Source organism: Pseudomonas sp. B21_DOA (genome assembly GCA_030544685.1).
Classification (GTDB): domain Bacteria; phylum Pseudomonadota; class Gammaproteobacteria; order Pseudomonadales; family Pseudomonadaceae; genus Aquipseudomonas; species Aquipseudomonas fluorescens_AO.
Map to the genome: position 1 here is coordinate 2,672,123 of CP086683.1, position 23,088 is coordinate 2,695,210.

A 23,088-nucleotide genomic window follows, 5' to 3' on the forward strand; every position below is an offset into this window, starting at 1 on the left:
GATGCTGCAAAACATCCAGATGCTTTTCTCAGAAGGGTGCCCATGAGCTGGCACCCTTGTTGCTAATACCTGTGTACCCGCCGAGTGAGTGTCAAAAATTGCGGGCCGCCCAAGAGAGTAGACCATGAGCCAAGGTATTGAATTTAATCGGTTGATGATGGACATGCAGGCCATGAAAGTGGATGCCATGTCTGCGCGTAAATCGACTGCCGCTGTCCCTGAAATCGCGGGCAGCAGCTTTTCCGACATGCTCGGTCAGGCGATCAATAAAGTCAGCGATACCCAACAGGCGTCGACTCAACTGGCCAATGCGTTCGAGATCGGCAAGAGCGGCGTCGACCTGACTGACGTCATGATTGCGTCGCAAAAAGCCAGCGTGTCGTTCCAGGCTCTGACCCAGGTGCGCAACAAACTGGTCCAGGCTTACCAAGACATCATGCAGATGCCGGTTTAAGGGCGAAATAAGTCATGGCAGAAGCAGTCGCTGATAACGTTCCGGCCAAGGCCACCCCGATCGACGGCAAACCGCCGCTGTTCGGCCTGTCCTTTCTGGAAAACCTTTCCCAGATGACCGTGCTGCGTCAGGTCGGCCTGTTGGTCGGTCTGGCTGCGAGCGTGGCGATTGGCTTTGCCGTGGTGCTGTGGTCGCAGCAGCCGGATTACCGTCCACTGTACGGCAGCCTTGCCGGCATGGACGCCAAACAGGTCATGGAAACTCTGGCCGCCGCTGACATTCCTTACAACGTGGAGCCCAATTCCGGCGCCTTGCTGGTCAAGGCCGACGACCTGTCCCGTGCACGGATGAAACTCGCTGCCGCTGGTGTCACTCCCAGCGACGGCAACATCGGTTTCGAAATCCTCGACAAGGAACAGGGTCTGGGCACCAGCCAGTTCATGGAAGCGACCCGTTATCGTCGCGGCCTCGAGGGCGAACTGGCGCGCACTATCTCCAGCCTGAACAACGTCAAGGGTGCGCGCGTGCACCTGGCGATTCCGAAGAGTTCGGTGTTCGTCCGTGACGAGCGCAAGCCGAGCGCCTCGGTATTGGTCGAGCTGTACAGCGGGCGTTCGCTGGAACCGGGTCAGGTGGTGGCGATCATCAACCTGGTGGCGACTTCCGTGCCTGAGTTGAGCAAATCGCAGATCACCGTCGTCGATCAGAAGGGCAACCTGCTCTCCGATCAGGCCGAAAATTCTGAAATGACCATGGCCGGTAAGCAGTTCGATTACAGCCGTCGCATGGAAAGCATGCTCACCCAGCGCGTGCACAACATTCTGCAACCGGTACTGGGCAACGATCGCTACAAGGCTGAAGTCTCCGCCGACATCGATTTCAGTGCCGTCGAATCGACCGCCGAGCAGTTCAACCCGGACCAACCGGCGTTGCGCAGCGAGCAGTCGGTCAACGAACAACGCACCGCGAGCAATGGCCCGCAAGGTGTGCCGGGTGCCCTGAGCAACCAGCCACCGGCGCCGGCCTCGGCGCCGCAGACCACCGGCGGCACCGCCGCACCGGCCGGTATGATCCAGCCGGGCCAGCCACTGGTTGACGCCAACGGCCAGCAGATCATGGACCCGGCCACTGGCCAGCCGATGCTCGCACCGTACCCGGCAGACAAGCGTCAACAATCGACGAAGAACTTCGAACTCGACCGTTCGATCAGCCACACCAAACAGCAGCAGGGCCGTCTCAATCGCCTGTCGGTGTCGGTGGTGGTCGACGATCAGGTCAAGGTCAATGCGGCCAACGGCGAAACCAGCCGTGCGCCGTGGAGCGCCGACGAATTGGCGCGCTTCACCCGTCTGGTGCAGGACGCCGTCGGTTTCGATGCCAGTCGTGGCGACAGCGTCAGCGTGATCAACATGCCGTTCTCCGCCGAACGCGGCGAAGTGATTGCCGATATTCCGTTCTACTCCCAGCCATGGTTCTGGGACATCGTCAAACAAGTGCTGGGTGTGCTGTTCATCCTCGTACTGGTGTTTGGTGTGCTGCGTCCGGTGCTCAACAACATCACCGGCGGTGGCAAAGGCAAGGAGCTGGCCGGTCTGGGCAGCGACGTGGAACTTGGTGGCATGGGCGGCCTGGACGGCGAACTGGCCAACGACCGCGTGAGCCTCGGTGGTCCGCAGAGCATTCTGTTGCCGAGCCCGAGCGAGGGTTATGACGCGCAGCTGAATGCAATCAAGAGTCTGGTAGCTGAAGACCCGGGTCGCGTGGCTCAGGTCGTAAAAGAGTGGATTAACGCAGATGAGTGATAACCGAGCCGCCGCCGTCAAACTGACCAAGGTCGACAAAGCCGCGATTCTGCTGCTGTCCCTGGGTTCGACCGATGCTGCGCAAGTGCTGCGCCACATGGGCCCCAAAGAGGTTCAGCGCGTCGGCGTGGCCATGGCGCAGATGGGCAACGTCCATCGCGAACAGGTCGAGCAGGTGATGAGCGAGTTCGTCGACATCGTCGGCGATCAGACCAGCCTCGGCGTCGGTTCCGACGACTACGTGCGCAAGATGCTCACCCAGGCCCTGGGCGAAGACAAGGCCAACGGCCTGATCGACCGCATCCTGCTCGGTGGTAACACCAGCGGCCTCGACAGCCTGAAATGGATGGAGCCGCGCGCCGTCGCCGACGTGATCCGCTACGAACACCCGCAGATCCAGGCAATCGTGGTCGCGTACCTCGACCCGGATCAGGCCGGTGAAGTGCTCGGCAACTTCGACCACAAAGTGCGTCTGGACATCATTCTGCGCGTCTCGTCGTTGAACACCGTGCAACCGGCCGCCTTGAAAGAACTCAACCAGATTCTCGAGAAGCAGTTCTCCGGCAACTCGAACGCCTCGCGCACCACCCTGGGTGGCATCAAGCGTGCGGCCGACATCATGAACTTCCTCGACAGCTCGATCGAAGGCCAGCTCATGGACTCGATCCGCGAAGTCGACGAAGACCTGTCCGGTCAGATCGAAGACCTCATGTTCGTGTTCAACAACCTTGCCGACGTCGACGACCGTGGCATCCAGGCGCTGTTGCGCGAAGTGTCTTCGGACGTGCTGGTACTGGCCCTCAAGGGTTCGGACGAAGGCGTCAAGGAAAAGATCTTCAAGAACATGTCCAAGCGTGCCGCCGAACTGTTGCGCGACGACCTCGAGGCCAAAGGCCCGGTGCGCGTCAGCGATGTCGAGACCGCGCAGAAGGAAATCCTCACCATTGCCCGTCGTATGGCCGAAGCCGGCGAGATCGTGCTCGGTGGCAAGGGCGGCGAGGAAATGATCTAAGCCCATGGATAAGCCTGACGAGTCTGTGACGGATCTGATCCGCGCCCGCGATGTTCGTGGTTTCGAATCCTGGGCGCTGCCCAGCTTCGATCCGCCGAAACCGGAACCCGAGCCGGAACCGGAACCCGAACCGCCGGAAATGGAAGAAGTGCCGCTGGAAGAAGTCCAGCCACTGACCCTGGAAGAACTCGAAAGCATCCGTCAGGAGGCTTACAACGAGGGCTTCGCCATCGGCGAAAAGGAAGGTTTTCACAGCACCACGCTGAAGGTTCGCCAGGAAGCAGAAGCCGCGCTGGCGGCGAAAATCGCCAGCCTTGAGCTGCTGATGGCCAACCTGTTCGAACCGATCGCCGAGCAAGACACCCAGATTGAAAAGTCGCTGGTCGATCTCGTGCAACACATCACCAAGCAGGTGATCAAGCGCGAACTGGCCATCGATTCAACGCAGATCGAACACGTCATGCGCGATGCCCTCAAGCTATTGCCGCTGGGCGTGGAAAACGTGCGTCTGTACGTCAATCCGCAGGATTTCGCCCAGGTCAAAGCCCTGCGCGAACGCCACGAAGAAACCTGGCGCATCGTCGAAGACGAGTCGCTGTTGCCGGGTGGCTGCCGGGTTGAAACCGAGCACAGCCGCATCGACGCCAGTGTCGAATCGCGGGTGACCCAGGTCATGGCCAAACTGTTCGACCAGTTGCACGAGCAGGCCCTGCACCCGGCAGCGCCTGACTTGAGTCTGGATATTCCCGAAGACACCCCAGCGGCTGTCGACTCTGACGAGCCGCGCGCGGACGCCAGCGATGCGCCTTGAACGCACCAGCTTCGCCAAGCGCCTGAGCACCTATGCCGAGGCCACCGAGATTGCCGGCGCGCCGATCCTTGAAGGTCGGCTGCTGCGCATGGTTGGCCTGACCCTCGAAGCCGAAGGCCTGCGCGCCGCCATGGGCACCCGCTGCATGGTGATCAATGACGACAGCTACCATCCGTCCCAGGTGGAAGCGGAAGTCATGGGTTTTTCTGGCAGCAAAGTCTTTCTGATGCCGGTCGGCAGCGTCGCTGGGATTGCCCCGGGCGCCCGCGTGGTGCCGCTGGCTGATACCGGTCGCCTGCCGATGGGCATGAGCATGCTTGGTCGTGTTCTCGACGGCGCCGGCCGCGCGCTGGACGGCAAGGGCGGCATGAAGGCCGAAGACTGGGTGCCGATGGACGGCCCGACGATCAACCCGCTCAACCGTGACCCGATCAGCGTGCCGCTGGACGTCGGCATCCGTTGCATCAACGGTTTGCTGACGGTCGGCCGTGGCCAGCGTCTGGGCCTGTTCGCCGGTACCGGTGTCGGTAAATCGGTGCTGTTGGGCATGATGACCCGCTTCACCGAAGCCGACATCATCGTCGTCGGCCTGATCGGTGAGCGTGGTCGCGAAGTTAAGGAATTCATCGAGCACATCCTCGGTGAAGAAGGCCTGAAGCGCTCGGTAGTGGTTGCCTCGCCGGCGGACGATGCGCCGCTGATGCGTATGCGCGCGGCGATGTATTGCACCCGCATCGCCGAATATTTCCGCGACAAGGGCAAGAACGTTCTGCTGCTGATGGACTCGCTGACCCGTTTTGCCCAGGCGCAGCGGAAATCGCCCTCGCCATCGGCGAACCGCCGGCGACCAAGGGTTATCCGCCATCGGTGTTCGCCAAACTGCCGAAACTGGTGGAGCGCGCCGGTAACGCGGAGAAGGGCGGTGGTTCGATCACGGCGTTCTACACCGTGCTGTCCGAAGGCGATGACCAGCAGGACCCGATTGCCGACTCGGCGCGGGGCGTGCTCGACGGCCACATCGTGCTGTCGCGGCGCCTGGCCGAGGAAGGCCATTATCCGGCGATCGACATCGAAGCCTCGATCAGCCGGGTCATGCCGGCAGTAGTTTCGCCGGATCACATGCAGAGCGCGCAGTACTTCAAGCAATTGTGGTCACGCTATCAGCAGAGCCGCGATCTGATCAGCGTCGGCGCCTACGTGGCCGGCGGCGATCGCGAGACCGATCTGGCGATTTCCCTGCAACCGCAGCTGGTCAGATATCAGCGCCAGGGCCTCAACGACAAAATCACCATGGGTGAAAGCCAGGCCTACCTGGAAACCCTGTTCGCCCCAGCGGCGGGCGGGTAACCGGCCATGGCCGTCAGCCGCGCCGCTCGCCTGGCACCGGTGGTGGACATGGCCGAAAAGGCCGAGAAAGCCGCCGTGCAGCGCCTCGCCTACTTTCAGGGCCAGGTCAAAGTTGCAGAAAGCAAACTGGCCGACCTCAATGCCTTTCGTCTGGATTACTCACAGCAATGGATCGTGCGCGGCAGCACCGGCGTGACCGGCCAATGGCTGCTGGGGTTTCAGGGCTTTCTGGCGCAACTCGACACCGCCGTTGATCAACAACGGCAGAGCCTGGTCTGGCACCAGAACAATCTCGACAAGGCCCGTGACGAGTGGCAACAGGCCTTTGCCCGGGTCGAGGGTTTGCGCAAACTGGTGCAGCGCTATCGTGACGAAGCGCAACGCCTGGAAGACAAGCGCGAGCAGAAGCTGCTCGATGAACTGTCGCAGCGGTTGCCACGGCGTGATGCCTTCTAAACCTGCGCCAAACCCCTGTGGGAGCGAGCCTGCTCGCGAAAGCGCCGTGTCAGTCAATCCTGTAGTCAACTGACAGAATGCCTTCGCGAGCAGGCTCGCTCCCACACTTGTTCCACCGTTGCGCCTTGCCCCAACCCTATCCAGCTGCTAAACCTTGTACAGGTTCGTCAATGACAAGGAAGCCAGTCAATGTCAGTTGTTACAGAAGTTTCTCCAGACAAGAAAAAGCTCACGATCGCGGTCAAAGGCCGGTTCGATTTCGGTCGCCATCAGGAATTTCGCGAGTCGTATGAGCGGCTCGACAAGAAACCCGAATCCATCGTGGTCGATCTCAAAGAGGCCACTTACCTCGACAGCTCCGCGCTGGGCATGCTGCTCCTGCTACGTGATCACGCCGGCGGCGACGAGTCGGATATCCGCGTCGTCAACAGCAGTTCCGATGTGAAGAAAATCCTCGCGATTTCCAACTTCGACAAACTCTTCGACATCAGTTGACGCCCATGCAGGCGCAAGAGCCGCTGACCATTCTCATCGCCGAAGACAGCGCCGCCGACCGGTTGCTGTTGTCGACCATCGTCCGCCGTCAGGGCCATCAGGTGCTGACGGCGGCCAATGGTGCCGAGGCGGTCGAAACGTTCAAAGAGCAGCAGCCCGATCTGGTGTTGATGGACGCGCTGATGCCGGTGATGGACGGCTTCGAAGCGGCGCGGCAGATCAAGGCGCTGGCGGGTGAAGCGCTGGTGCCGATCATCTTCCTCACCTCGCTGACCGAGAGTGAGGCGCTGGCCCGTTGTCTCGAGGCCGGCGGCGACGACTTTCTGGCGAAGCCATACAACCAGGTGATCCTTGCCGCCAAAATCAAGGCGATGGATCGCTTGCGTCGTCTGCAGGCGACCGTTCTGCAACAGCGCGATCTCATCGCCAGGCATCACGACTATCTGCTCAACGAACAGCGCGTAGCCAAAGCGGTGTTCGACAAGGTCGCCCATTCCGGCTGCCTGAGTGCGCCGAACATCCGCTACCTGCAATCGCCTTACGCGCTGTTCAATGGTGATTTGTTGCTCGCGGCGTACACGCCGGCCGGTGACATGCACGTCATGCTCGGCGATTTCACCGGCCATGGCCTGCCGGCAGCGGTGGGGGCGATGCCGCTGGCCGAAGTGTTCTACGGCATGACCGCCAAGGGCTACGGTCTGACCGAAACCCTGCGCGAGATGAACGCCAAGCTCAAGCGCATCCTGCCGGTGGACATGTTCTGCTGCGCCACGTTGCTCTGTCTGAGTTTCCAGAGCCGTTCGGTGGAGGTGTGGAACGGCGGCATGCCGGATGGTTACCTGCACCGCATGGCCAGCGGCGAGCGTGTGCCTTTGCCGGCGCGGCACTTGCCCCTGGGGATTCTCAGCGCGCAGGCCTTCGATGACCGTACGGATGTGTATCCGATGGCCGTGGATGACCGGGTGTTTCTGCTGTCGGACGGGGTGATCGATACCTGCGACGCCAATGACCAGTTGTTCGGCGTCGAACGCTTGCAGCAGGTCTTTGCTGCCAACCGTGAACCGGATCGGCTGTTCGAGGACATCGAACAGGCGCTGCGCGATTTTCGCGGACAGGCCCGTGATGACGTAAGCATGGTTGAGGTCAGCCTGCTCGAGTCAATGCAGGTCCACGGCGCGGCGCCGGTGTATTCCGACAGCGGCCAGTCGTGCCCGCTGGACTGGTCGGCGAGTTTCGAGTTTCGCGGCGCCACGCTCAGGCGCTTCAATCCGTTGCCGTTTCTTTTGCAACTGCTGCTCGAAGTACATGGCCTGCGTCCGCAAAGCGGAGCGTTGTACAGCGTGCTCGCCGAGTTGTATTCCAATGCGCTGGAGCATGGCGTGCTGGGGCTCGACTCCAGTCTCAAGCGCGATGCGACAGGGTTTGCCCAGTACTATGAAATGCGCGCGGCGCGGCTGGAAGCGCTGCAAGACGGTTTCGTGCGGGTGCATCTGCAGGTCCAGCCGCAGGGCGAGGGCGGGCGGCTGGTCATTCGCGTCGAGGACAGCGGCAAAGGTTTTGATGTGGCGCGGATCATGGAGCGGCCGCTGGATAACGTCCGCTTGTCGGGACGCGGCATCAGCCTCATCCGGCAACTGGGGCGCAACGCCAGCTGGTCGGACCAAGGTCGTAGTGCCAGCGTGGAGTTTTTCTGGGAGATTGAGGCATAATCCGCCCATTCTTGATCAAGGAGTGAGCAAGTGACAAACCCACATGTAAATCGCGAAGTCCTCGCTACTTTGCGCGAAGTGATGGAGGACGGCTATACGGAATTGCTGGAGACTTTTCTGGCAGATTCGCAAAGCCGCCTGCACGAGTTGCAGGACAGCACCAGCGTCAAAGTGCTTTCCGATGTAGCGCATAGCTTCAAGGGCAGCGCCAGCAACATGGGCGCGGTTCGACTGGCCGAGTTGTGCCAGGACCTGGAGTCGAACGCCAAGGACAAAAGTCCGGAAGCGCTCGCTCAACTGGTGGCCGATATCCATTCCGAATTCGCCGAAGTACGCCCGTTGTACGAAAGCGAAAAGCACCACGCCCACATCCACTGAAGCTGCCGTCCGGCGCTTTTCGCAAGTGTCTGGCCAAGCTGGCCCGGCACTTGCAGTCATCTTGCTCAACTGTACCTACGATCCCAGTGCAGCGGAGACCGTGTCATGCCTGCGACCCCCAACATTCTTCTTCAGACCGCCGCTCAGGCCAAGGCGCAAGCCGCCTCTGCCAAATCGTCGGCAATGGCCGCAGACGCCGGGGACAAGGCTTCCAGCTTCGCCAAAGTGTTTGCCGATCAAGCGCCGGCCAAGCCTGCCGTCAGCGCTGACAATTCAGTCAAACCGGCACGCGATAAGGTCGCTGATGGCAGCGCCAAAAAGGATATCGGCAAAGACCAGTCTGCCGCGCCCGAGCCAGCGGTTGCCGATAGCGGCAAAGCGTTGCCTGCCGACAAAGCGGCGGCGAGCGACGACGCGACTGCCACCGTCGATGACACCGCTGAAACCGTACAGACTCCTGTGTCCGATGCCGCGCCTGTAGACCCGGCGCTTGATCCGGCCTTGGCGCAAGTCGTCCAGCCATTGGTGGCAACGCCTGTGGTGCAGGCCCCGGTAGTCGCAACGCCAGCCCAGCCGGAAGCTGAAAGGCCTGCCTTGGTCGCCTTGCCGGGCATGGTCAAAGATCCGGCGGCCACCGACAGCGATTTCGATCCTTCTGCTGATCCGCTCGATTCGCTGCCGGCCGTGCGCATGGCGATGGAGCAGGGCGGGCATATTTCTGCCGCCAGCCAGGCGCAACCGAAAGCCACGCCTGCTCAAGCTCAGGCTGACGGCGAATTGACCGCCGCGCAGAACTTCGCTGCCGGTATGGCCAGCATGCTTGACGTGCAGGCCGACAAGGACAGCACCAGTCAGGGCGGCGAAAAAGCCTTCAGCGGGTTGATCGATGATGGTCTGAAGGATTTGAAATCCGCCACCAGCGACACCCGTGTCGATGACTTCGCCAACCGTCTGGCGGCACTGACCCAGGCCGCTACGCCAAAAACCGCGAACGCGCTGCCGGTGAATCAGCCGATCGCCATGCACCAGAGCGGCTGGACCGAAGAAGTGGTCAACCGCGTCATGTACCTGTCCAGCGTCAACCTGAAGGCCGCCGACATTCAGTTGCAGCCGGCGGAGCTGGGGCGTCTGGATATCCGCGTGAACATGGTTCCCGATCAGCAGACCCAGGTCACCTTCATGAGCGCGCACCCGAGCGTGCGTGAAGCGCTCGACAGCCAGATGCATCGCCTGCGCGACATGTTCAACCAGCAGGGCATGGGCCAGGTCGACGTCAATGTCGCCGACCAGAACCGTGGCTGGCAGGGCCAGCAAGGGCAGGAGCAGGCGCAGCAGGGCCAGAGTGGGCGGACCAGCGCTGCGGGTGGTCGCCTTGATTCGGTGGATGAAGAATTGGCACCGGTTACTGCCGCTGAAGTGGCGGCGCAGACCACCAGCGTCATCGGCACCAGCGCGGTCGATTATTACGCCTGACGCAACGCAATACCCAATGTGGGAGCGAGCCTGCTCGCGAATACGGTGTGACATTCAACCTATATGTTGACTGACACATTGCTTTCGCGATCAAGCTCGCTCCCACATTTGTTTGTGGCACCGTTCAGATGACGCGCCGACACTTCTGGCATAACACTTGCTCTTGCCTTGCCGTGCGACTGTGAAACCCCCGATTAGTGACGGATTATTGGCATGGCGAAGAGCGAAGCTGCAGCAGTAAAAGACCCCGCAACCAAAGGCAAACTCAAGCTGATCATCGTGATCGTGCTGGCGTTGCTGGTGGCCATTGGTGCATCCGTCGGGGCGACCTGGTTCTTCATGCACGGCGCGCAGAGCAAGCCTGCCGAGGCCGCTGAGGCAGCGCCGGTCGGCAAGCAGGCGGCGATTTTCGAGCCGATGGCGCCGGCCTTCGTTGCCAACTACAACCAGAACGGCCGCCAGCGCTACATGCAGGTGAGCATCACCATGCTGGCGCGTAATCAGGCCGATCTGGACGCGCTCAAAGTGCACATGCCGGTTATCCGCAACAACCTGGTAATGCTCTTCTCCGGTCAGGATTTCGCCACGCTGGCGACCCCGGTCGGGCAGGAGATGTTGCGCCAGAAGGCCACCGCCAGCGTCCAGGAAGTGGCGCAGAAAGAACTGGGCAAAGTGGTCATCGAACAGTTGCTTTTCACTAATTTCGTACTGCAGTAGGAACACGACATGGCCGTGCAGGATCTGCTGTCCCAGGATGAAATCGATGCGCTGTTGCATGGCGTCGATGATGGTCTGGTACAGACCGATAATGCTGCCGAACCCGGCAGTGTCAAAAGCTACGACCTGACCAGCCAGGATCGCATCGTCCGTGGACGCATGCCGACGCTGGAAATGATCAACGAGCGTTTCGCCCGCTACACCCGCATCAGCATGTTCAACATGCTGCGCCGCTCGGCGGACGTGGCTGTCGGTGGCGTGCAGGTGATGAAGTTCGGCGAATACGTGCACTCGCTGTACGTGCCGACCAGCCTCAACCTGGTCAAGATCAAACCGCTGCGCGGCACCGCGCTGTTCATCCTCGACGCCAAGCTGGTGTTCAAGCTGGTGGACAACTTCTTCGGCGGCGACGGCCGTCACGCCAAGATCGAAGGGCGGGAATTCACCCCGACCGAACTGCGCGTAGTGCGCATGGTGCTCGAGCAGGCTTTCGTCGATCTGAAAGAAGCCTGGCAGGCGATCATGGAAGTCAATTTCGAGTACATCAACTCGGAAGTGAACCCGGCCATGGCCAACATCGTCGGCCCGAGCGAAGCGATTGTGGTCTCCACCTTCCACATCGAACTCGATGGCGGTGGCGGCGATCTGCACGTGACCATGCCGTACTCGATGATCGAGCCGGTGCGCGAGATGCTCGACGCCGGTTTCCAGTCCGACCTCGACGATCAGGACGAGCGCTGGGTCAACGCCCTGCGCCAGGACGTGCTCGATGTCGACGTGCCGATCGGTGCCACCGTAGCCCGCCGCCAGTTGAAGCTGCGCGACATCCTGCACATGCAACCGGGCGATGTGATCCCGGTCGAGATGCCGGAAGACATGATCATGCGCGCCAACGGCGTGCCGGCCTTCAAGGTCAAGATGGGCTCGCACAAAGGCAACCTCGCGTTGCAGGTGATCGAGCCGATCGAGCGTCGCTGAGGCGGCGCTTTTCACCCCGTATTTAACCGAATTGTTGCCCGCCGAGGACACATGATGAACGACGATATGAACGCGCAGGACGATCAGGCACTGGCCGATGAATGGGCTGCGGCCCTGGAAGAAACCGGTGATGCCGGCCAGGCTGACATCGATGCACTGCTGGCCGCCGACGCCGGTACTTCCAGCTCCAACCGTCTGCCGATGGAAGAGTTTGGCAGCGTGCCGAAGAACAATGATCCGGTGACCCTCGACGGTCCGAATCTGGACGTGATCCTCGACATCCCGGTGTCGATCTCGATGGAAGTCGGCAGCACCGACATCAATATCCGCAACCTGCTGCAACTCAACCAGGGTTCGGTGATCGAGCTTGATCGGCTGGCCGGTGAGCCGCTCGACGTGCTGGTCAACGGCACCCTGATCGCTCACGGCGAAGTAGTGGTGGTCAACGAGAAGTTCGGCATACGCCTGACTGACGTGATCAGCCCAAGCGAACGCATCAAGAAGCTGCGCTGAGTGAAGAGGTTTCTCTGGGTGCTGCTGGCATGGCCGTTGAGCGTGCTGGCTGCCGAGCCGAGCGCAACCACGGCTGCGCCGGCCGCCACCGCGCCGATGGTCAACAGCGGCGTGGCCGGTCAGTTGACGCAACTGGTGTTCGGCTTGCTGCTGGTGCTGGGCCTGATCTTCTTCCTCGCCTGGCTTTTGCGCCGCGTGCAACAGGCGGGGCCGGCGGGCAAGGGCCAGGTGATCGAGTTGATCGGTTCGCGCGCCCTCGGCCCGCGTGACCGCTTGATGCTGGTGCAGGTCGGCAACGAGCAGATTCTGCTCGGCCTCAGCCCCGGTACCATCACCGCGCTGCATGTGCTCAAAGAGCCGGTCGAAGTCCCCACCGCCAGCGAAAAAGCGACGCCGGAATTTGCTCAGCATCTGCTGAAGATTCTCGGCAAGGACCAAAAGGATACGAAGTAATGGGTGCGCTCCGCATCGTCTTGACGCTGGTCCTCTTGCTGGCCGCGCCGCTGGCGTTGGCCGCCGATCCGTTGTCGATCCCGGCGATCACGCTGGGCACCAACGCCGACGGCGCGCAGGAATATTCGGTCAGTCTGCAGATCCTGCTGATCATGACCGCGCTGAGCTTTATTCCGGCGGCGGTCATCCTGATGACCAGCTTCACGCGAATCATCATCGTCTTCTCGATCCTGCGTCAGGCCCTCGGCCTGCAACAGACGCCGTCGAACCAGATCCTCACCGGCATGGCCCTGTTCCTGACGCTGTTCATCATGGCGCCGGTCTTCGACCGGGTGAACAAGGACGCGCTGCAACCGTATCTGGCTGAAACCCTGACCGCCCAGCAAGCGGTGGAAAAGGCCCAGGTGCCGATCAAGGACTTCATGCTTGCGCAGACGCGCAGCAGTGATCTGGAGCTGTTCATGCGCCTGTCCAAGCGCACCGACATCGCCACCCCGGATCAGGCGCCGCTGACCATTCTGGTACCGGCGTTCGTCACCTCCGAACTCAAAACCGCCTTCCAGATCGGCTTCATGATCTTCATCCCGTTCCTGATCATCGACCTCGTTGTGGCGAGCGTGCTGATGGCCATGGGTATGATGATGCTCTCGCCGCTGATCATTTCGCTGCCGTTCAAGATCATGCTGTTCGTGCTGGTCGATGGCTGGGCGCTGATCATCGGTACTCTGGCCAGCAGTTTTGGAGGTGTGTCGCCATGACGCCGGAAGTCGCGGTCGATATCTTTCGTGAAGCGCTGTGGCTGACCACCATGATGGTCGCCATCCTAGTGGTGCCGAGCCTTCTGGTCGGCCTGCTGGTGTCGATGTTCCAGGCCGCCACGCAGATCAACGAACAGACCCTGAGCTTCCTGCCGCGTCTGCTGGTGATGCTGGTGACCTTGATCATCGGCGGTCCGTGGATCGTGCAGACGTTCATGGAATACATCATCCAGCTGTACAAAAACATTCCGATGGTCATCGGCTAAGCCATGCAATCGCTGCTTCAGCTGACCGACACCCAGATCAGCACCTGGGTGGCGTCGTTCATGTTGCCGCTGTTTCGCGTCGCCTCGATGCTGATGGTCATGCCGGTGTTCGGCACCACCCTGATCCCGCGTCGCGTGCGCCTGTATTTCGCCGTGGCGATCACCGTGGTCATCACCCCGGCGCTGCCGCCGATGCCGGCCGTCAGCCCGCTGGATCTCAGCGGCCTGCTGCTGATCGGCGAGCAGATTCTGGTCGGTGCCGTGCTCGGCTTTTCCCTGCAACTGTTCTTCCAGGCCTTCGCCGTCGCCGGGCAGATTGTCGCGGTGCAGATGGGCATGGGCTTCGCTTCGATGATCGACCCTACCAACGGCGTTTCGGTGGCGGTGATCGGGCAGTTTTTCACCATGCTGGTGACGCTGCTGTTCCTGTCGATGAACGGCCACTTGGTGGTATTCGAAGTCCTGACTGAAAGCTTCACCACGCTGCCGGTCGGCGGTGGTTTGATGGTCGAGCATTACTGGGAACTGGCCGGCAAACTCGGCTGGGTGCTGGGCGCCGCGTTGTTGCTGGTATTGCCCGCCGTCACCGCATTGCTGGTGGTCAATATTGCGTTCGGCGTGATGACCCGCGCCGCGCCGCAACTGAACATCTTCTCGATCGGTTTTCCGCTGACCCTGGTGCTCGGCCTGTTCATCGTCTGGGTTGGCCTTGCGGACATTCTCAACCAGTATCAACCGCTGGCCAGCGAGGCCTTGCAGTTGCTACGCGAACTGGCACGGGCGCGCTGAGTCATGGCAGAGAGCGAGAGCGGTCAGGACAAAACGGAAGACCCCACGGAGAAACGCAAAAAGGACTCCCGTGAGAAGGGTGAGATTGCCCGCTCCAAAGAGCTCAACACTCTGGCCGTGATGATGGCCGGTGCCTCTGCGCTGCTGATCTTCGGCGGCATGCTCGCGCAAGAAATGATGGACGTGATGCGCCTGAACTTCACCCTGTCCCGCGAAGTGGTCATGGACCAAGGCGCGATGGGCCGGTTCTTGCTGGAGTCGGGCCTGATCGCCTTGCTGGCGATTCAGCCGGTGATGATCACCCTGTTGCTCGCCGCCATCATCGGGCCGATCTCCCTCGGTGGCTGGCTGTTCGCCGCAAAGTCGCTGGCGCCCAAATTCAGCCGGATGAACCCGGCCGCCGGCCTCAAACGGATGTTCTCGTTCAAGGCTGTGGTCGAACTGCTCAAGGCCCTGGCGAAGTTTTTGATTACTCTGGGTGTGGCACTGTTGGTGCTGTCCGCCGACGTCGATGATCTTCTGCGCATCGCCCACGAACCACTGGACATGGCGATCATCCACAGCGTTTTGCTGGTGGGCTGGAGCACGCTGTGGCTGGCCTGCGGCCTGATCATCATCGCCGCCGTCGACGTGCCGGTGCAGCTCTGGGAAGCGCACAAGAAACTGCTGATGACCAAGCAGGAAGTGCGCGACGAACACAAGGACCAGGAAGGTCGCCCAGAGGTCAAGCAACGCATCCGCCAGACCCAGCGCGAAATGTCCCAGCGGCGCATGATGGCAGCGATTCCCGAAGCCGACGTGGTCATCACCAACCCGACCCATTACGCCGTCGCACTCAAATACGACTCGGAAAAGGGCGGCGCACCGGTGCTGCTGGCCAAGGGCAGCGACTTCATCGCCCTGAAAATCCGCGAAATCGCAGTGGCCAACAACGTCATGCTGCTTGAATCGCCCGCGCTGGCGCGCTCGATCTATTACTCAACTGAGCTCGAGCAGGAAATTCCTGGCGGGCTGTATCTGGCAGTGGCGCAGGTGTTGGCTTACGTCTACCAGATCCGCCAGCACCAGGCGGGCAAGGGCAAACGGCCGGATCCGTTGAAGGATGATTTGCCGATTCCGCCGGATTTGCGTCGGGATTCCTGATGGTTACCGCTTGTCTGGAAAATCTCGGAACCTGTCATCTCTGACAGTAGACGTCGCTCCCCAGCCGCGTTGCTATGCACTCGGGAATAATCCCTGAGCGCAGAGATGAAGATCATGGCAGAGCGAATCTATAAAAAACTTGAAGGAATGACGCTGGACTACGTTTCAGGGCAGTTGGAGGAAAACCCCAAGGAGCGATCCATACGTTACACGGTGAGCTTTGACCTCGATCTGGATTTCACTCACTTCGTGCAGATGGCTAACGTTTATATCCCTGATTACCTGAACAACCCGGTTAACGCCATCAGGCCTGAACTGGACGGCTTGGCGTACCACTATTCTTATAACTACCTGTTCGATAGCGCAGGAAATATTCGCGATAAAATGGACTTGTTCGAACTGTTCACCTCGCCACGTTATTACATGGATCAATGGGCCACGGGTGTGGAGTTGGCGGTGCGCTACAGCAAGCCTGCGTTTGAGGTGTTCGGGCAAAAGTTGCGTATCACTGCAAGCAGGGATTTGCGACTGGTGGATGAAAGTCGAACGATCAGGATCGCAGATTTACCCCTCTTGCAGTTTCATTGGGCGTTGAACCTGTTGCAAAGTGACCTCGCCGCTCCTGATGTCACTGCACCTTTGACCAAAGTCGTGCTCATGTACATGAACGAGGATTTCGTCGAGGTTGAAGGCCAATCGGTGCTTCGAGGTGTGAAGTATGTTGATCGCAATCAATTGGGTTTCGGCACTATTACGGCCAAACAGATGCTGACTGCGCAGTAGCCGAATACTGCGCTTATCGTTCCCACACGGAGCGTGGGAACGATCATCGCGTGTCGCTACTGTGGCAACTCCAGATTATCCAGCACCCGATTCACCGCCAATTCCCCGAGCATGATCAGCTGCGCAATCCCCATCAGCGTCCGGCGCTGAGATGGTTTGACTAGTCCGGCGAATTCCTGGGCGATGGTTTTCGCTGAGGCGAGGGTTTCGCAGGCGTTGGCCAGCAGGTCTTCGTTTTTGGTGTCGGCGGTGACGGCGTACATGGCGCGGGGGCTGAACGGTGGTGGGGTGGAGCCGGGTGGGCAGAGGTAGTGGTCGAGGGCGCGGTCGGCGGCTTGGTGAAGTTTTTTGAGTCGAGGGATTCGTAGGGGAGGTGGGGTCGGATTCGGGCGGGTTGGGTGTTGGTTTGATCATGGTGAAGCTCCTTTGAAGTGGAGCCGCTACAACCTGTCGCTAAACAGGAAGGGTGGCGGCTGTACGCGGGTTAGCGAACCGGTCAAAGGCACCCGGCAGACCCGAAGGTCTCCCGCATACAGCCACCATGACGAAATCGCGAACATACAGATCCGCAACGAAGCCTGGAACGCTGATGCACCTTTGACATGAGTTCGGGTCGCTAAACCCGATCGCTGATTCGTCAGCGACCGGACCACGATAGAACCCGACCCCAAAGCGCACAAGCCGGCGGATTCTGGCTTGGCTGTAGGCAATGGCGCAAGGATTTGTAGCCTTGAGACCATGTCTGAAGGTGTCTTTTAAACAGCTTCGTTTAAATCGAAAAAATGCGCCGCATTCGATGGCCTCTTCCCGAGCAGGCTCGCTCCCACAGCGGCCGTATTCCAAATGTCCGATTGGGAATGCATTTCAAACGGTGGGAGCGAGCCTGCTCGCGAAGGGGCCAGCCCAATCAGCCGACAATCACAAGCAAAACCGCTCTATTTCATTCCCCGGCAAAAGTTGGAAAGCTTCTTGCAATAGCCGCCCTGCGCCCGTTCGGGGCGTCAAAAGTTTGCTTTAAAGGAACGGGGAAAACCGGTGGATCGCACTCAGTTATTCAATACAGCACGCACCAACGTTGCCGACCTCAGTCGAGGCAATCTGGGCGTGCCGTTGTTGCTGCTGGTCATGCTGGCGATGATGATGTTGCCGGTACCGCCGTTCCTGCTCGACGTCTTCTTTACATTCAACATCGCTCTGTCGATCGTGGTCCTGCTGGTCTGCGTGTATGCGCTGCGGCCGCTGGATTTCGCCGTGTTCCCTACCATTCTGCTGGTGGCGACGCTGTTGCGGCTGGCCTTGAACGTGGCCTCGACGCGAGTGGTCATGCTCCACGGTCAGGACGGCCACGCCGCCGCCGGTAAGGTGATTCAGGCCTTCGGTGAGGTGGTGATCGGCGGTAACTACGTGGTCGGTATCGTGGTCTTCGCGATCCTCATGATCATCAACTTCGTCGTGGTGACCAAGGGTGCCGGGCGGATTTCCGAGGTGAGCGCGCGTTTCACCCTCGATGCGATGCCCGGCAAACAAATGGCGATCGACGCCGACCTCAACGCCGGCTTGATCGACCAGAATCAAGCCAAGTCGCGCCGTCAGGAAGTTGCTCAGGAGGCGGAGTTCTACGGTTCGATGGACGGTGCGAGCAAGTTCGTCCGCGGTGACGCCATCGCCGGCCTGCTGATTCTGTTCATCAACCTCATCGGCGGTATGGCGGTCGGTATCTTCCAGCACGGCATGAGCTTCGGCGATGCCGGCAAGGTTTACGCTTTGTTGACTATCGGTGACGGTTTGGTGGCGCAATTGCCATCACTGTTGTTATCGACAGCGGCGGCGATCATGGTGACCCGTGCCTCCGGCTCGGAAGACATGGGAAAGCAGATCAACCGTCAGATGTTCGCCTCGCCGAAAGCGCTGGCCGTGGCGGCTGGTTTGATGGCGGTGATGGGCCTGGTGCCGGGCATGCCGCACTTCTCCTTCCTGAGCATGGCGGCGCTGGCTGCGGGCGGCGCGTACCTGTTCTGGAAGAAGCAGAACGTCGCCAAGGTCGTGGCGCTGGAAGAGGTCAAGCGTCAGCAGGAACTGCTGCCGTCGCCGGCACGGGCCATGGAAACCAAAGAGCTGGGCTGGGACGACGTCACGCCGATCGACATGATCGGCCTGGAAGTCGGCTATCGCCTGATTCCGTTGGTGGATCGCAATCAGGGCGGGCAGTTGCTGGCGCGGATCAAGGGCGTGCGCAAGAAGCTCTCGCAGGATCTGGGCTTCCTGATGCCGACCGTGCACATCCGCGACAACCTCGATCTGGCGCCGAGCGCGTATCGCCTGACCCTGATGGGGGTGATTCTGGCCGAGGCCGAAATCTACCCGGATCGCGAACTGGCGATCAACCCGGGCCAGGTCTACGGCTCGCTCAACGGAATCAACGCCAAAGATCCGGCTTTTGGCCTGGAGGCGGTGTGGATCGAAATCAGCCAGCGCGCCCAGGCGCAATCGCTCGGCTATACCGTGGTCGACGCCAGCACCGTGGTTGCCACGCACTTGAACCAGATTCTCTACAAGCACTCCAGTGAGCTGATCGGCCACGAGGAAGTGCAGCAACTCATGCAATTGCTGGCCAAGAGCTCGCCGAAACTGGCGGAAGAGCTGGTGCCGGGTGTGGTTTCGTTGTCGCAGTTGCTCAAGGTCCTGCAAGCGCTGCTCGCCGAGCACGTGCCGGTGCGTGACATTCGCAGCATCGCCGAAGCGATCGCGAACAACGCCGCCAAGAGTCAAGATACCGCCGCTCTGGTCGCGGCTGTGCGGGTCGGCGTATCCCGCGCAATCGTCCAAAGCATTGTAGGCACTGAGTCCGAGCTGCCTGTGATCACATTGGAACCAAGGTTGGAACAGATATTGCTCAATAGTCTGCAGAAGGCAGGACAAGGCTCGGAAGAGGGCGTTCTGCTGGAGCCGAGCATGGCCGAGAAGCTGCAACGTTCGTTGATCGAAGCGGCCCAGCGGCAGGAAATGCAAGGCCAACCGGTGATCCTGCTGGTAGCAGGCCCGATTCGCGCGATGCTCTCGCGCTTTGGCCGCCTCGCAGTCCCAGGGCTGCACGTGCTGGCCTACCAGGAAGTACCGGACAACAAGCAAGTGACCATCGTTGCGACAGTAGGGCCCAACGGCTGAGGTAGTGGTTTATGCAAGTTAAGCGTTTTTCGCCGCCGATATGCGTCAGGCCATGAAGCTGGTTCGCGATGAGCTGGGCGCTGATGCCGCCATCATCGGCAATCGCCGCATTGCCGGCGGCGTCGAGTTGACGGCGGCTCTGGATTACAAATTGTCGGCGCTGGCGCCACGGGTTCCGAATATGGAGCTCGAAGACGAGCTGCGCAAGACCCAGTCGCGCATCGTCACCGCCCAGGCCGAACTGAGCCTGCGTGGCGAAGCCGACGGCAACACCAATCAGCAGTTGTTCGCCGGGCTGCCATTGACCGCAGGCCTGCCGCTGACCGCTGCCGAGCCGCTGAGCGAGCCGACCTATGCTGCACCGACGCGTCCGGCCGCAGCACCTGCGCAAGCTTCGGCGGGTGTCGATCCGCGTGCGCTGGAGTCGATGCGTTTTGAATTGAACAGCCTGCGCGAGCTGATGGAAGTGCAGCTCGGCACCCTGGCCTGGAATCAGCTGCAAGGCAGCCGTCCGGCCCAGGCCAATCTGTATCGCCGTCTGCAGCGCATTGGCCTGTCCGGCCCGCTGTCGCGCGATCTGCTGGCACTGATCACCGATATCGAAGAACCCCGTCAGGCCTGGCGCATGCTGCTGGCGCACCTGGCGCGGATGATCGCCGTACCGGAAGTCGAGCCGCTGGAAGAGGGCGGTGTGATTGCCATGGTCGGCCCCGCCGGCATGGGCAAGACCACCACGCTGGCCAAGCTCGCTGCGCGTTATGTGCTCAAGTACGGCGCGCAGAATGTTGCGCTGGTCAGTATGGACAGCTTCCGCATCGGCGCGCAGGAACAATTGAAAACCCTCGGGCGCATCCTCAACGTGCCGGTAACGCACGTCGATCCGGGCCAGTCGCTGGTGCAGGCATTGGATCCACTGCTACGCAAACGCGTGATTTTGATCGATACTGCCGGCCTGCAAGCCAGTGATCCGGCGTTGCGCATGCAGCTCGAGAGCCTGGCCGGGCGTGGCATTCGCTCGAAAAATTATCTGGTCCTGGCAACCACCAGCCAGAAACAGGTTCTAACCGCCGCTTATCACAGTTACAAGCGTTGCGGGCTGGCCGGCTGCATCCTGACTAAACTGGATGAAACGGCCAGTCTCGGCGAAGTGTTGAGCCTGGCGATCAGTCATGAATTGCCGGTCGCGTATCTGACCGATGGCCCACGGATTCCGGATGATTTGCATCTGCCGCGTCGTCATCAACTGGTCAGCCGCGCCGTCAGCGTGCAAATGCAGGAAGAACCCAGCGAAGAAGCCATGGCTGACATGTTCGCTGATATCTATCACAGCCCGACCAAGCAGGTTGGCTGAGGTAATCATGAACAGTTTTTGTACCTACATCGATGGTCTGCCACGCATTGTTCCGATCGTGAACGCGCAGCCAGTAATGTGGCCTCCGTCTATGCAAGACAAGGTAAAGAAATAACATGGGCAGCATGCATCCCGTACAGGTGATCGCGGTGACCGGCGGCAAAGGTGGCGTCGGCAAGACTAACGTGTCAGTGAACTTGTCCCTGGCGCTGGCAGAGCTTGGCCGTCGGGTCATGCTGCTGGACGCCGATCTGGGCCTGGCGAACGTCGACGTTCTGCTGGGGCTGACACCCAAACGCACACTGGCCGACGTCATCGAAGGCCGTTGCGAACTGCGCGACGTGCTGTTGCAGGGCCCGGGCGGGATTCGCATCGTGCCGGCGGCCTCCGGCACGCAGAGCATGGTGCACCTGAGTCCTGCGCAGCACGCCGGCCTGATCCAGGCGTTCAGCGACATCGGCGACAATCTCGACGTGCTGGTGATCGACACCGCTGCGGGCATTGGTGACTCGGTAGTCAGTTTCGTGCGCGCCGCCCAGGAAGTCTTGCTGGTGGTCTGCGACGAGCCGACTTCGATCACCGACGCTTACGCGCTGATCAAGTTGCTCAATCGCGACTACGGCATGAACCGCTTCCGCGTGCTGGCCAACATGGCGCAGAGCCCGCAGGAAGGGCGCAACCTGTTCGCCAAGTTGACCAAGGTCACGGATCGCTTTCTCGACGTCGCCCTACAATACGTCGGCGCCGTGCCGTATGACGAAAGCGTGCGCAAAGCGGTGCAGAAGCAGCGCGCCGTCTACGAAGCCTTTCCCCGTTCCAAGTGCGCGCTGGCCTTCAAGGCCATCGCCCAGAAGGTCGACACCTGGCCGCTGCCGGCCAACCCGCGCGGGCATCTGGAATTTTTCGTCGAGCGTCTCGTGCAGCAAACCGCAGGGCCTGTGATATGACCGCCAGTGGCATGAATCTTTACAAAAAGTCGGCGCGTGACGCGCAATACGAATTGATCGAGCGCTACGCGCCACTGGTCAAGCGCATTGCCTATCACTTGCTGGCACGCCTGCCGGCCAGCGTGCAGGTCGAAGACCTGATCCAGGCCGGGATGATCGGTTTGCTCGAAGTCTCGACCAAATACGACGCCAGCAAAGGCGCCAGTTTCGAAACGTACGCGGGCATTCGAATCCGCGGCGCGATGCTCGATGAAGTGCGCAAAGGGGACTGGGCGCCACGCTCGGTTCACCGTAATACCAGGATGGTCAGCGACGCGATTCGCTCGATTGAAGCTAAAACCGGCCGTGACGCTAAAGATCACGAGGTTGCGGCCGAACTCCAATTGAGTCTCGACGATTACTACGGGATTCTGAATGACACCTTGGGCAGCCGCCTGTTCAGTTTCGACGACCTGTTGCAGGACGGCGAACACGAAGGGCTGCACGAGGATGGCGCGAGTGCTCATATGGAGCCGTCACGCGATCTGGAAGATGAACGCTTCCAGTCGGCGCTGGCGGACGCGATTGCCAATTTGCCGGAGCGTGAGCGACTGGTGTTGGCGCTGTACTACGACGAAGAGCTGAACCTCAAGGAAATCGGTGAAGTCCTTGGCGTCAGTGAATCGCGGGTCAGCCAGTTACACAGCCAGTGCGCGGCCCGTCTGCGGGGGCGTTTGGGGAGTGGCGAGCGCGCTGAAGGCAGTGTGGGGACACTGCGAAACGAGGCTGGTGCGGTGATGAACGGCGCCGGTCTCGATCCGTTGTGCTCCAGACAAACTTCGAGTGCTATGCCGATTGATTGAAGTGGCGCGTCCAGGTGCTGGGCGCGTTTAAGACTGCTTGGAGGTCGAATTGAACAAAGACATGAAAATCCTCATCGTTGATGACTTCTCAACGATGCGGCGGATCATCAAGAACCTGCTGCGCGATCTTGGGTTCACCAACACCGTCGAGGCCGACGATGGCGTCACCGCCATTCCGGTGCTCAACAGCGGCAGCATCGACTTTCTGGTAACGGACTGGAACATGCCGGGCATGACCGGTATCGACCTGCTGCGTCACGTGCGCGCCGATGAAAAACTCAAGCACCTCCCGGTGTTGATGGTGACTGCTGAAGCCAAGCGCGAGCAGATCATCGAGGCCGCTCAGGCCGGTGTGAACGGTTACGTAGTCAAACCTTTCACGGCTCAAGCGTTGAAAGACAAAATCGAGAAGATTTTCGAACGCATCGGCTGATGAATGCGCGGGG

The 23,088-nt window shown here is 60.6% G+C and carries 22 protein-coding genes and 3 pseudogenes; 24 read left to right on the top strand and 1 reads right to left on the bottom strand.

All coding sequences use genetic code 11. The annotated features are described in order from the left end of the window. The first annotated feature begins 124 nt into the window (after nt 1-124). The 19 genes and pseudogenes from fliE to LJU32_12320 all read left to right on the top strand — a co-directional run bounded on the left by fliE (nt 125) and on the right by LJU32_12320 (nt 16,337). Entirely contained in the window at nt 125-454 is a 330-nt protein-coding gene (gene fliE / locus LJU32_12230) for a flagellar hook-basal body complex protein FliE (protein WKV90798.1), read from the top strand. Between the two features lie 14 nt (nt 455-468). Next, entirely contained in the window at nt 469-2,256 is a 1,788-nt protein-coding gene (gene fliF, locus LJU32_12235; protein ID WKV90799.1) for a flagellar M-ring protein FliF, read from the top strand. Further along, nucleotides 2,249-3,268 (top strand): flagellar motor switch protein FliG, encoded by a 1,020-nt coding sequence (gene fliG / locus LJU32_12240; protein WKV90800.1) that lies wholly within the window; start codon nt 2,249-2,251, stop codon nt 3,266-3,268. Before fliF ends, fliG begins: the two co-directional genes overlap by 8 nt. Before the next feature lie 4 nt (nt 3,269-3,272). Beyond that, nucleotides 3,273-4,079: a flagellar assembly protein FliH gene (fliH, locus tag LJU32_12245; GenBank protein ID WKV90801.1), complete on the top strand. Its 807-nt coding sequence runs from the start codon at nt 3,273-3,275 to the stop codon at nt 4,077-4,079. Beyond that, nucleotides 4,069-5,426 (top strand): annotated as a pseudogene (gene fliI / locus LJU32_12250) (flagellar protein export ATPase FliI). The gene fliH and the pseudogene fliI overlap by 11 nt, the downstream one beginning before the upstream one ends. 6 nt (nt 5,427-5,432) lie before the next feature. Beyond that, complete coding sequence (fliJ, locus tag LJU32_12255; protein ID WKV90802.1) at nt 5,433-5,882, top strand: flagella biosynthesis chaperone FliJ; 450 nt, start codon at nt 5,433-5,435, stop codon at nt 5,880-5,882. 189 nt (nt 5,883-6,071) lie between these two features. Then, nucleotides 6,072-6,377, top strand: a complete 306-nt coding sequence (locus LJU32_12260; GenBank protein ID WKV90803.1) for an STAS domain-containing protein — start codon at nt 6,072-6,074, stop codon at nt 6,375-6,377. Beyond that, entirely contained in the window at nt 6,374-8,086 is a 1,713-nt protein-coding gene (locus tag LJU32_12265) for a fused response regulator/phosphatase (GenBank protein ID WKV90804.1), read from the top strand. The genes LJU32_12260 and LJU32_12265 overlap by 4 nt, the downstream gene beginning before the upstream one ends. 30 nt (nt 8,087-8,116) lie before the next feature. Then, nucleotides 8,117-8,464, top strand: coding sequence for an Hpt domain-containing protein (locus LJU32_12270; GenBank protein WKV90805.1), 348 nt, complete (start codon nt 8,117-8,119; stop codon nt 8,462-8,464). 105 nt (nt 8,465-8,569) lie between these two features. Next, entirely contained in the window at nt 8,570-9,937 is a 1,368-nt protein-coding gene (locus tag LJU32_12275; protein WKV90806.1) for a flagellar hook-length control protein FliK, read from the top strand. Between the two features lie 213 nt (nt 9,938-10,150). After that, on the top strand, nt 10,151-10,654 hold the full coding sequence (gene fliL, locus LJU32_12280; GenBank protein ID WKV90807.1) for a flagellar basal body-associated protein FliL: 504 nt from the start codon (nt 10,151-10,153) through the stop codon (nt 10,652-10,654). A gap of 9 nt (nt 10,655-10,663) precedes the next feature. After that, nucleotides 10,664-11,632: a flagellar motor switch protein FliM gene (gene fliM / locus LJU32_12285; GenBank protein ID WKV90808.1), complete on the top strand. Its 969-nt coding sequence runs from the start codon at nt 10,664-10,666 to the stop codon at nt 11,630-11,632. Between the two features lie 51 nt (nt 11,633-11,683). Then, on the top strand, nt 11,684-12,145 hold the full coding sequence (fliN, locus tag LJU32_12290; GenBank protein WKV90809.1) for a flagellar motor switch protein FliN: 462 nt from the start codon (nt 11,684-11,686) through the stop codon (nt 12,143-12,145). Further along, complete coding sequence (gene fliO, locus LJU32_12295) at nt 12,146-12,598, top strand: flagellar biosynthetic protein FliO (protein WKV90810.1); 453 nt, start codon at nt 12,146-12,148, stop codon at nt 12,596-12,598. Beyond that, entirely contained in the window at nt 12,598-13,356 is a 759-nt protein-coding gene (fliP, locus tag LJU32_12300; protein WKV90811.1) for a flagellar type III secretion system pore protein FliP, read from the top strand. Before fliO ends, fliP begins: the two co-directional genes overlap by 1 nt. Next, on the top strand, nt 13,353-13,622 hold the full coding sequence (gene fliQ, locus LJU32_12305; protein ID WKV90812.1) for a flagellar biosynthesis protein FliQ: 270 nt from the start codon (nt 13,353-13,355) through the stop codon (nt 13,620-13,622). The genes fliP and fliQ overlap by 4 nt, the downstream gene beginning before the upstream one ends. Nucleotides 13,623-13,625: 3 nt before the next feature. Beyond that, nucleotides 13,626-14,411 carry a flagellar type III secretion system protein FliR gene (gene fliR / locus LJU32_12310; GenBank protein WKV90813.1) on the top strand — a complete coding sequence of 262 codons (786 nt, stop codon included), beginning with the start codon at nt 13,626-13,628 and terminating at the stop codon, nt 14,409-14,411. Between the two features lie 3 nt (nt 14,412-14,414). Then, nucleotides 14,415-15,554, top strand: a complete 1,140-nt coding sequence (flhB, locus tag LJU32_12315; GenBank protein WKV90814.1) for a flagellar biosynthesis protein FlhB — start codon at nt 14,415-14,417, stop codon at nt 15,552-15,554. 105 nt (nt 15,555-15,659) lie between these two features. Then, nucleotides 15,660-16,337 carry a hypothetical protein gene (locus tag LJU32_12320; protein ID WKV90815.1) on the top strand — a complete coding sequence of 226 codons (678 nt, stop codon included), beginning with the start codon at nt 15,660-15,662 and terminating at the stop codon, nt 16,335-16,337. Between the two features lie 56 nt (nt 16,338-16,393). Here the strand turns inward: LJU32_12320 and LJU32_12325 are convergent. Beyond that, nucleotides 16,394-16,751: pseudogene (locus LJU32_12325) on the bottom strand (DUF6124 family protein). A gap of 621 nt (nt 16,752-17,372) precedes the next feature. Between LJU32_12325 and flhA the strand changes: the two are divergent. The 5 genes and pseudogenes from flhA (at nt 17,373) to LJU32_12350 (ending at nt 23,075) form a co-directional block, all read left to right on the top strand. Beyond that, the gene (gene flhA, locus LJU32_12330; protein ID WKV90816.1) at nt 17,373-19,502 is read left to right on the top strand and encodes a flagellar biosynthesis protein FlhA; all 2,130 of its coding nucleotides are present in this window, start codon (nt 17,373-17,375) and stop codon (nt 19,500-19,502) included. A 40-nt stretch (nt 19,503-19,542) separates the two neighbouring features. Beyond that, entirely contained in the window at nt 19,543-20,853 is a 1,311-nt protein-coding gene (gene flhF / locus LJU32_12335; protein ID WKV90817.1) for a flagellar biosynthesis protein FlhF, read from the top strand. A 116-nt stretch (nt 20,854-20,969) separates the two neighbouring features. Continuing rightward, the gene (fleN, locus tag LJU32_12340) at nt 20,970-21,800 is read left to right on the top strand and encodes a flagellar synthesis regulator FleN (GenBank protein ID WKV90818.1); all 831 of its coding nucleotides are present in this window, start codon (nt 20,970-20,972) and stop codon (nt 21,798-21,800) included. Next, nucleotides 21,797-22,516, top strand: a pseudogene (locus tag LJU32_12345) (RNA polymerase sigma factor FliA). The gene fleN and the pseudogene LJU32_12345 overlap by 4 nt, the downstream one beginning before the upstream one ends. Nucleotides 22,517-22,703: 187 nt before the next feature. Next, nucleotides 22,704-23,075, top strand: a complete 372-nt coding sequence (locus LJU32_12350; GenBank protein ID WKV90819.1) for a chemotaxis response regulator CheY — start codon at nt 22,704-22,706, stop codon at nt 23,073-23,075. The last annotated feature ends 13 nt before the right edge of the window (nt 23,076-23,088 follow it).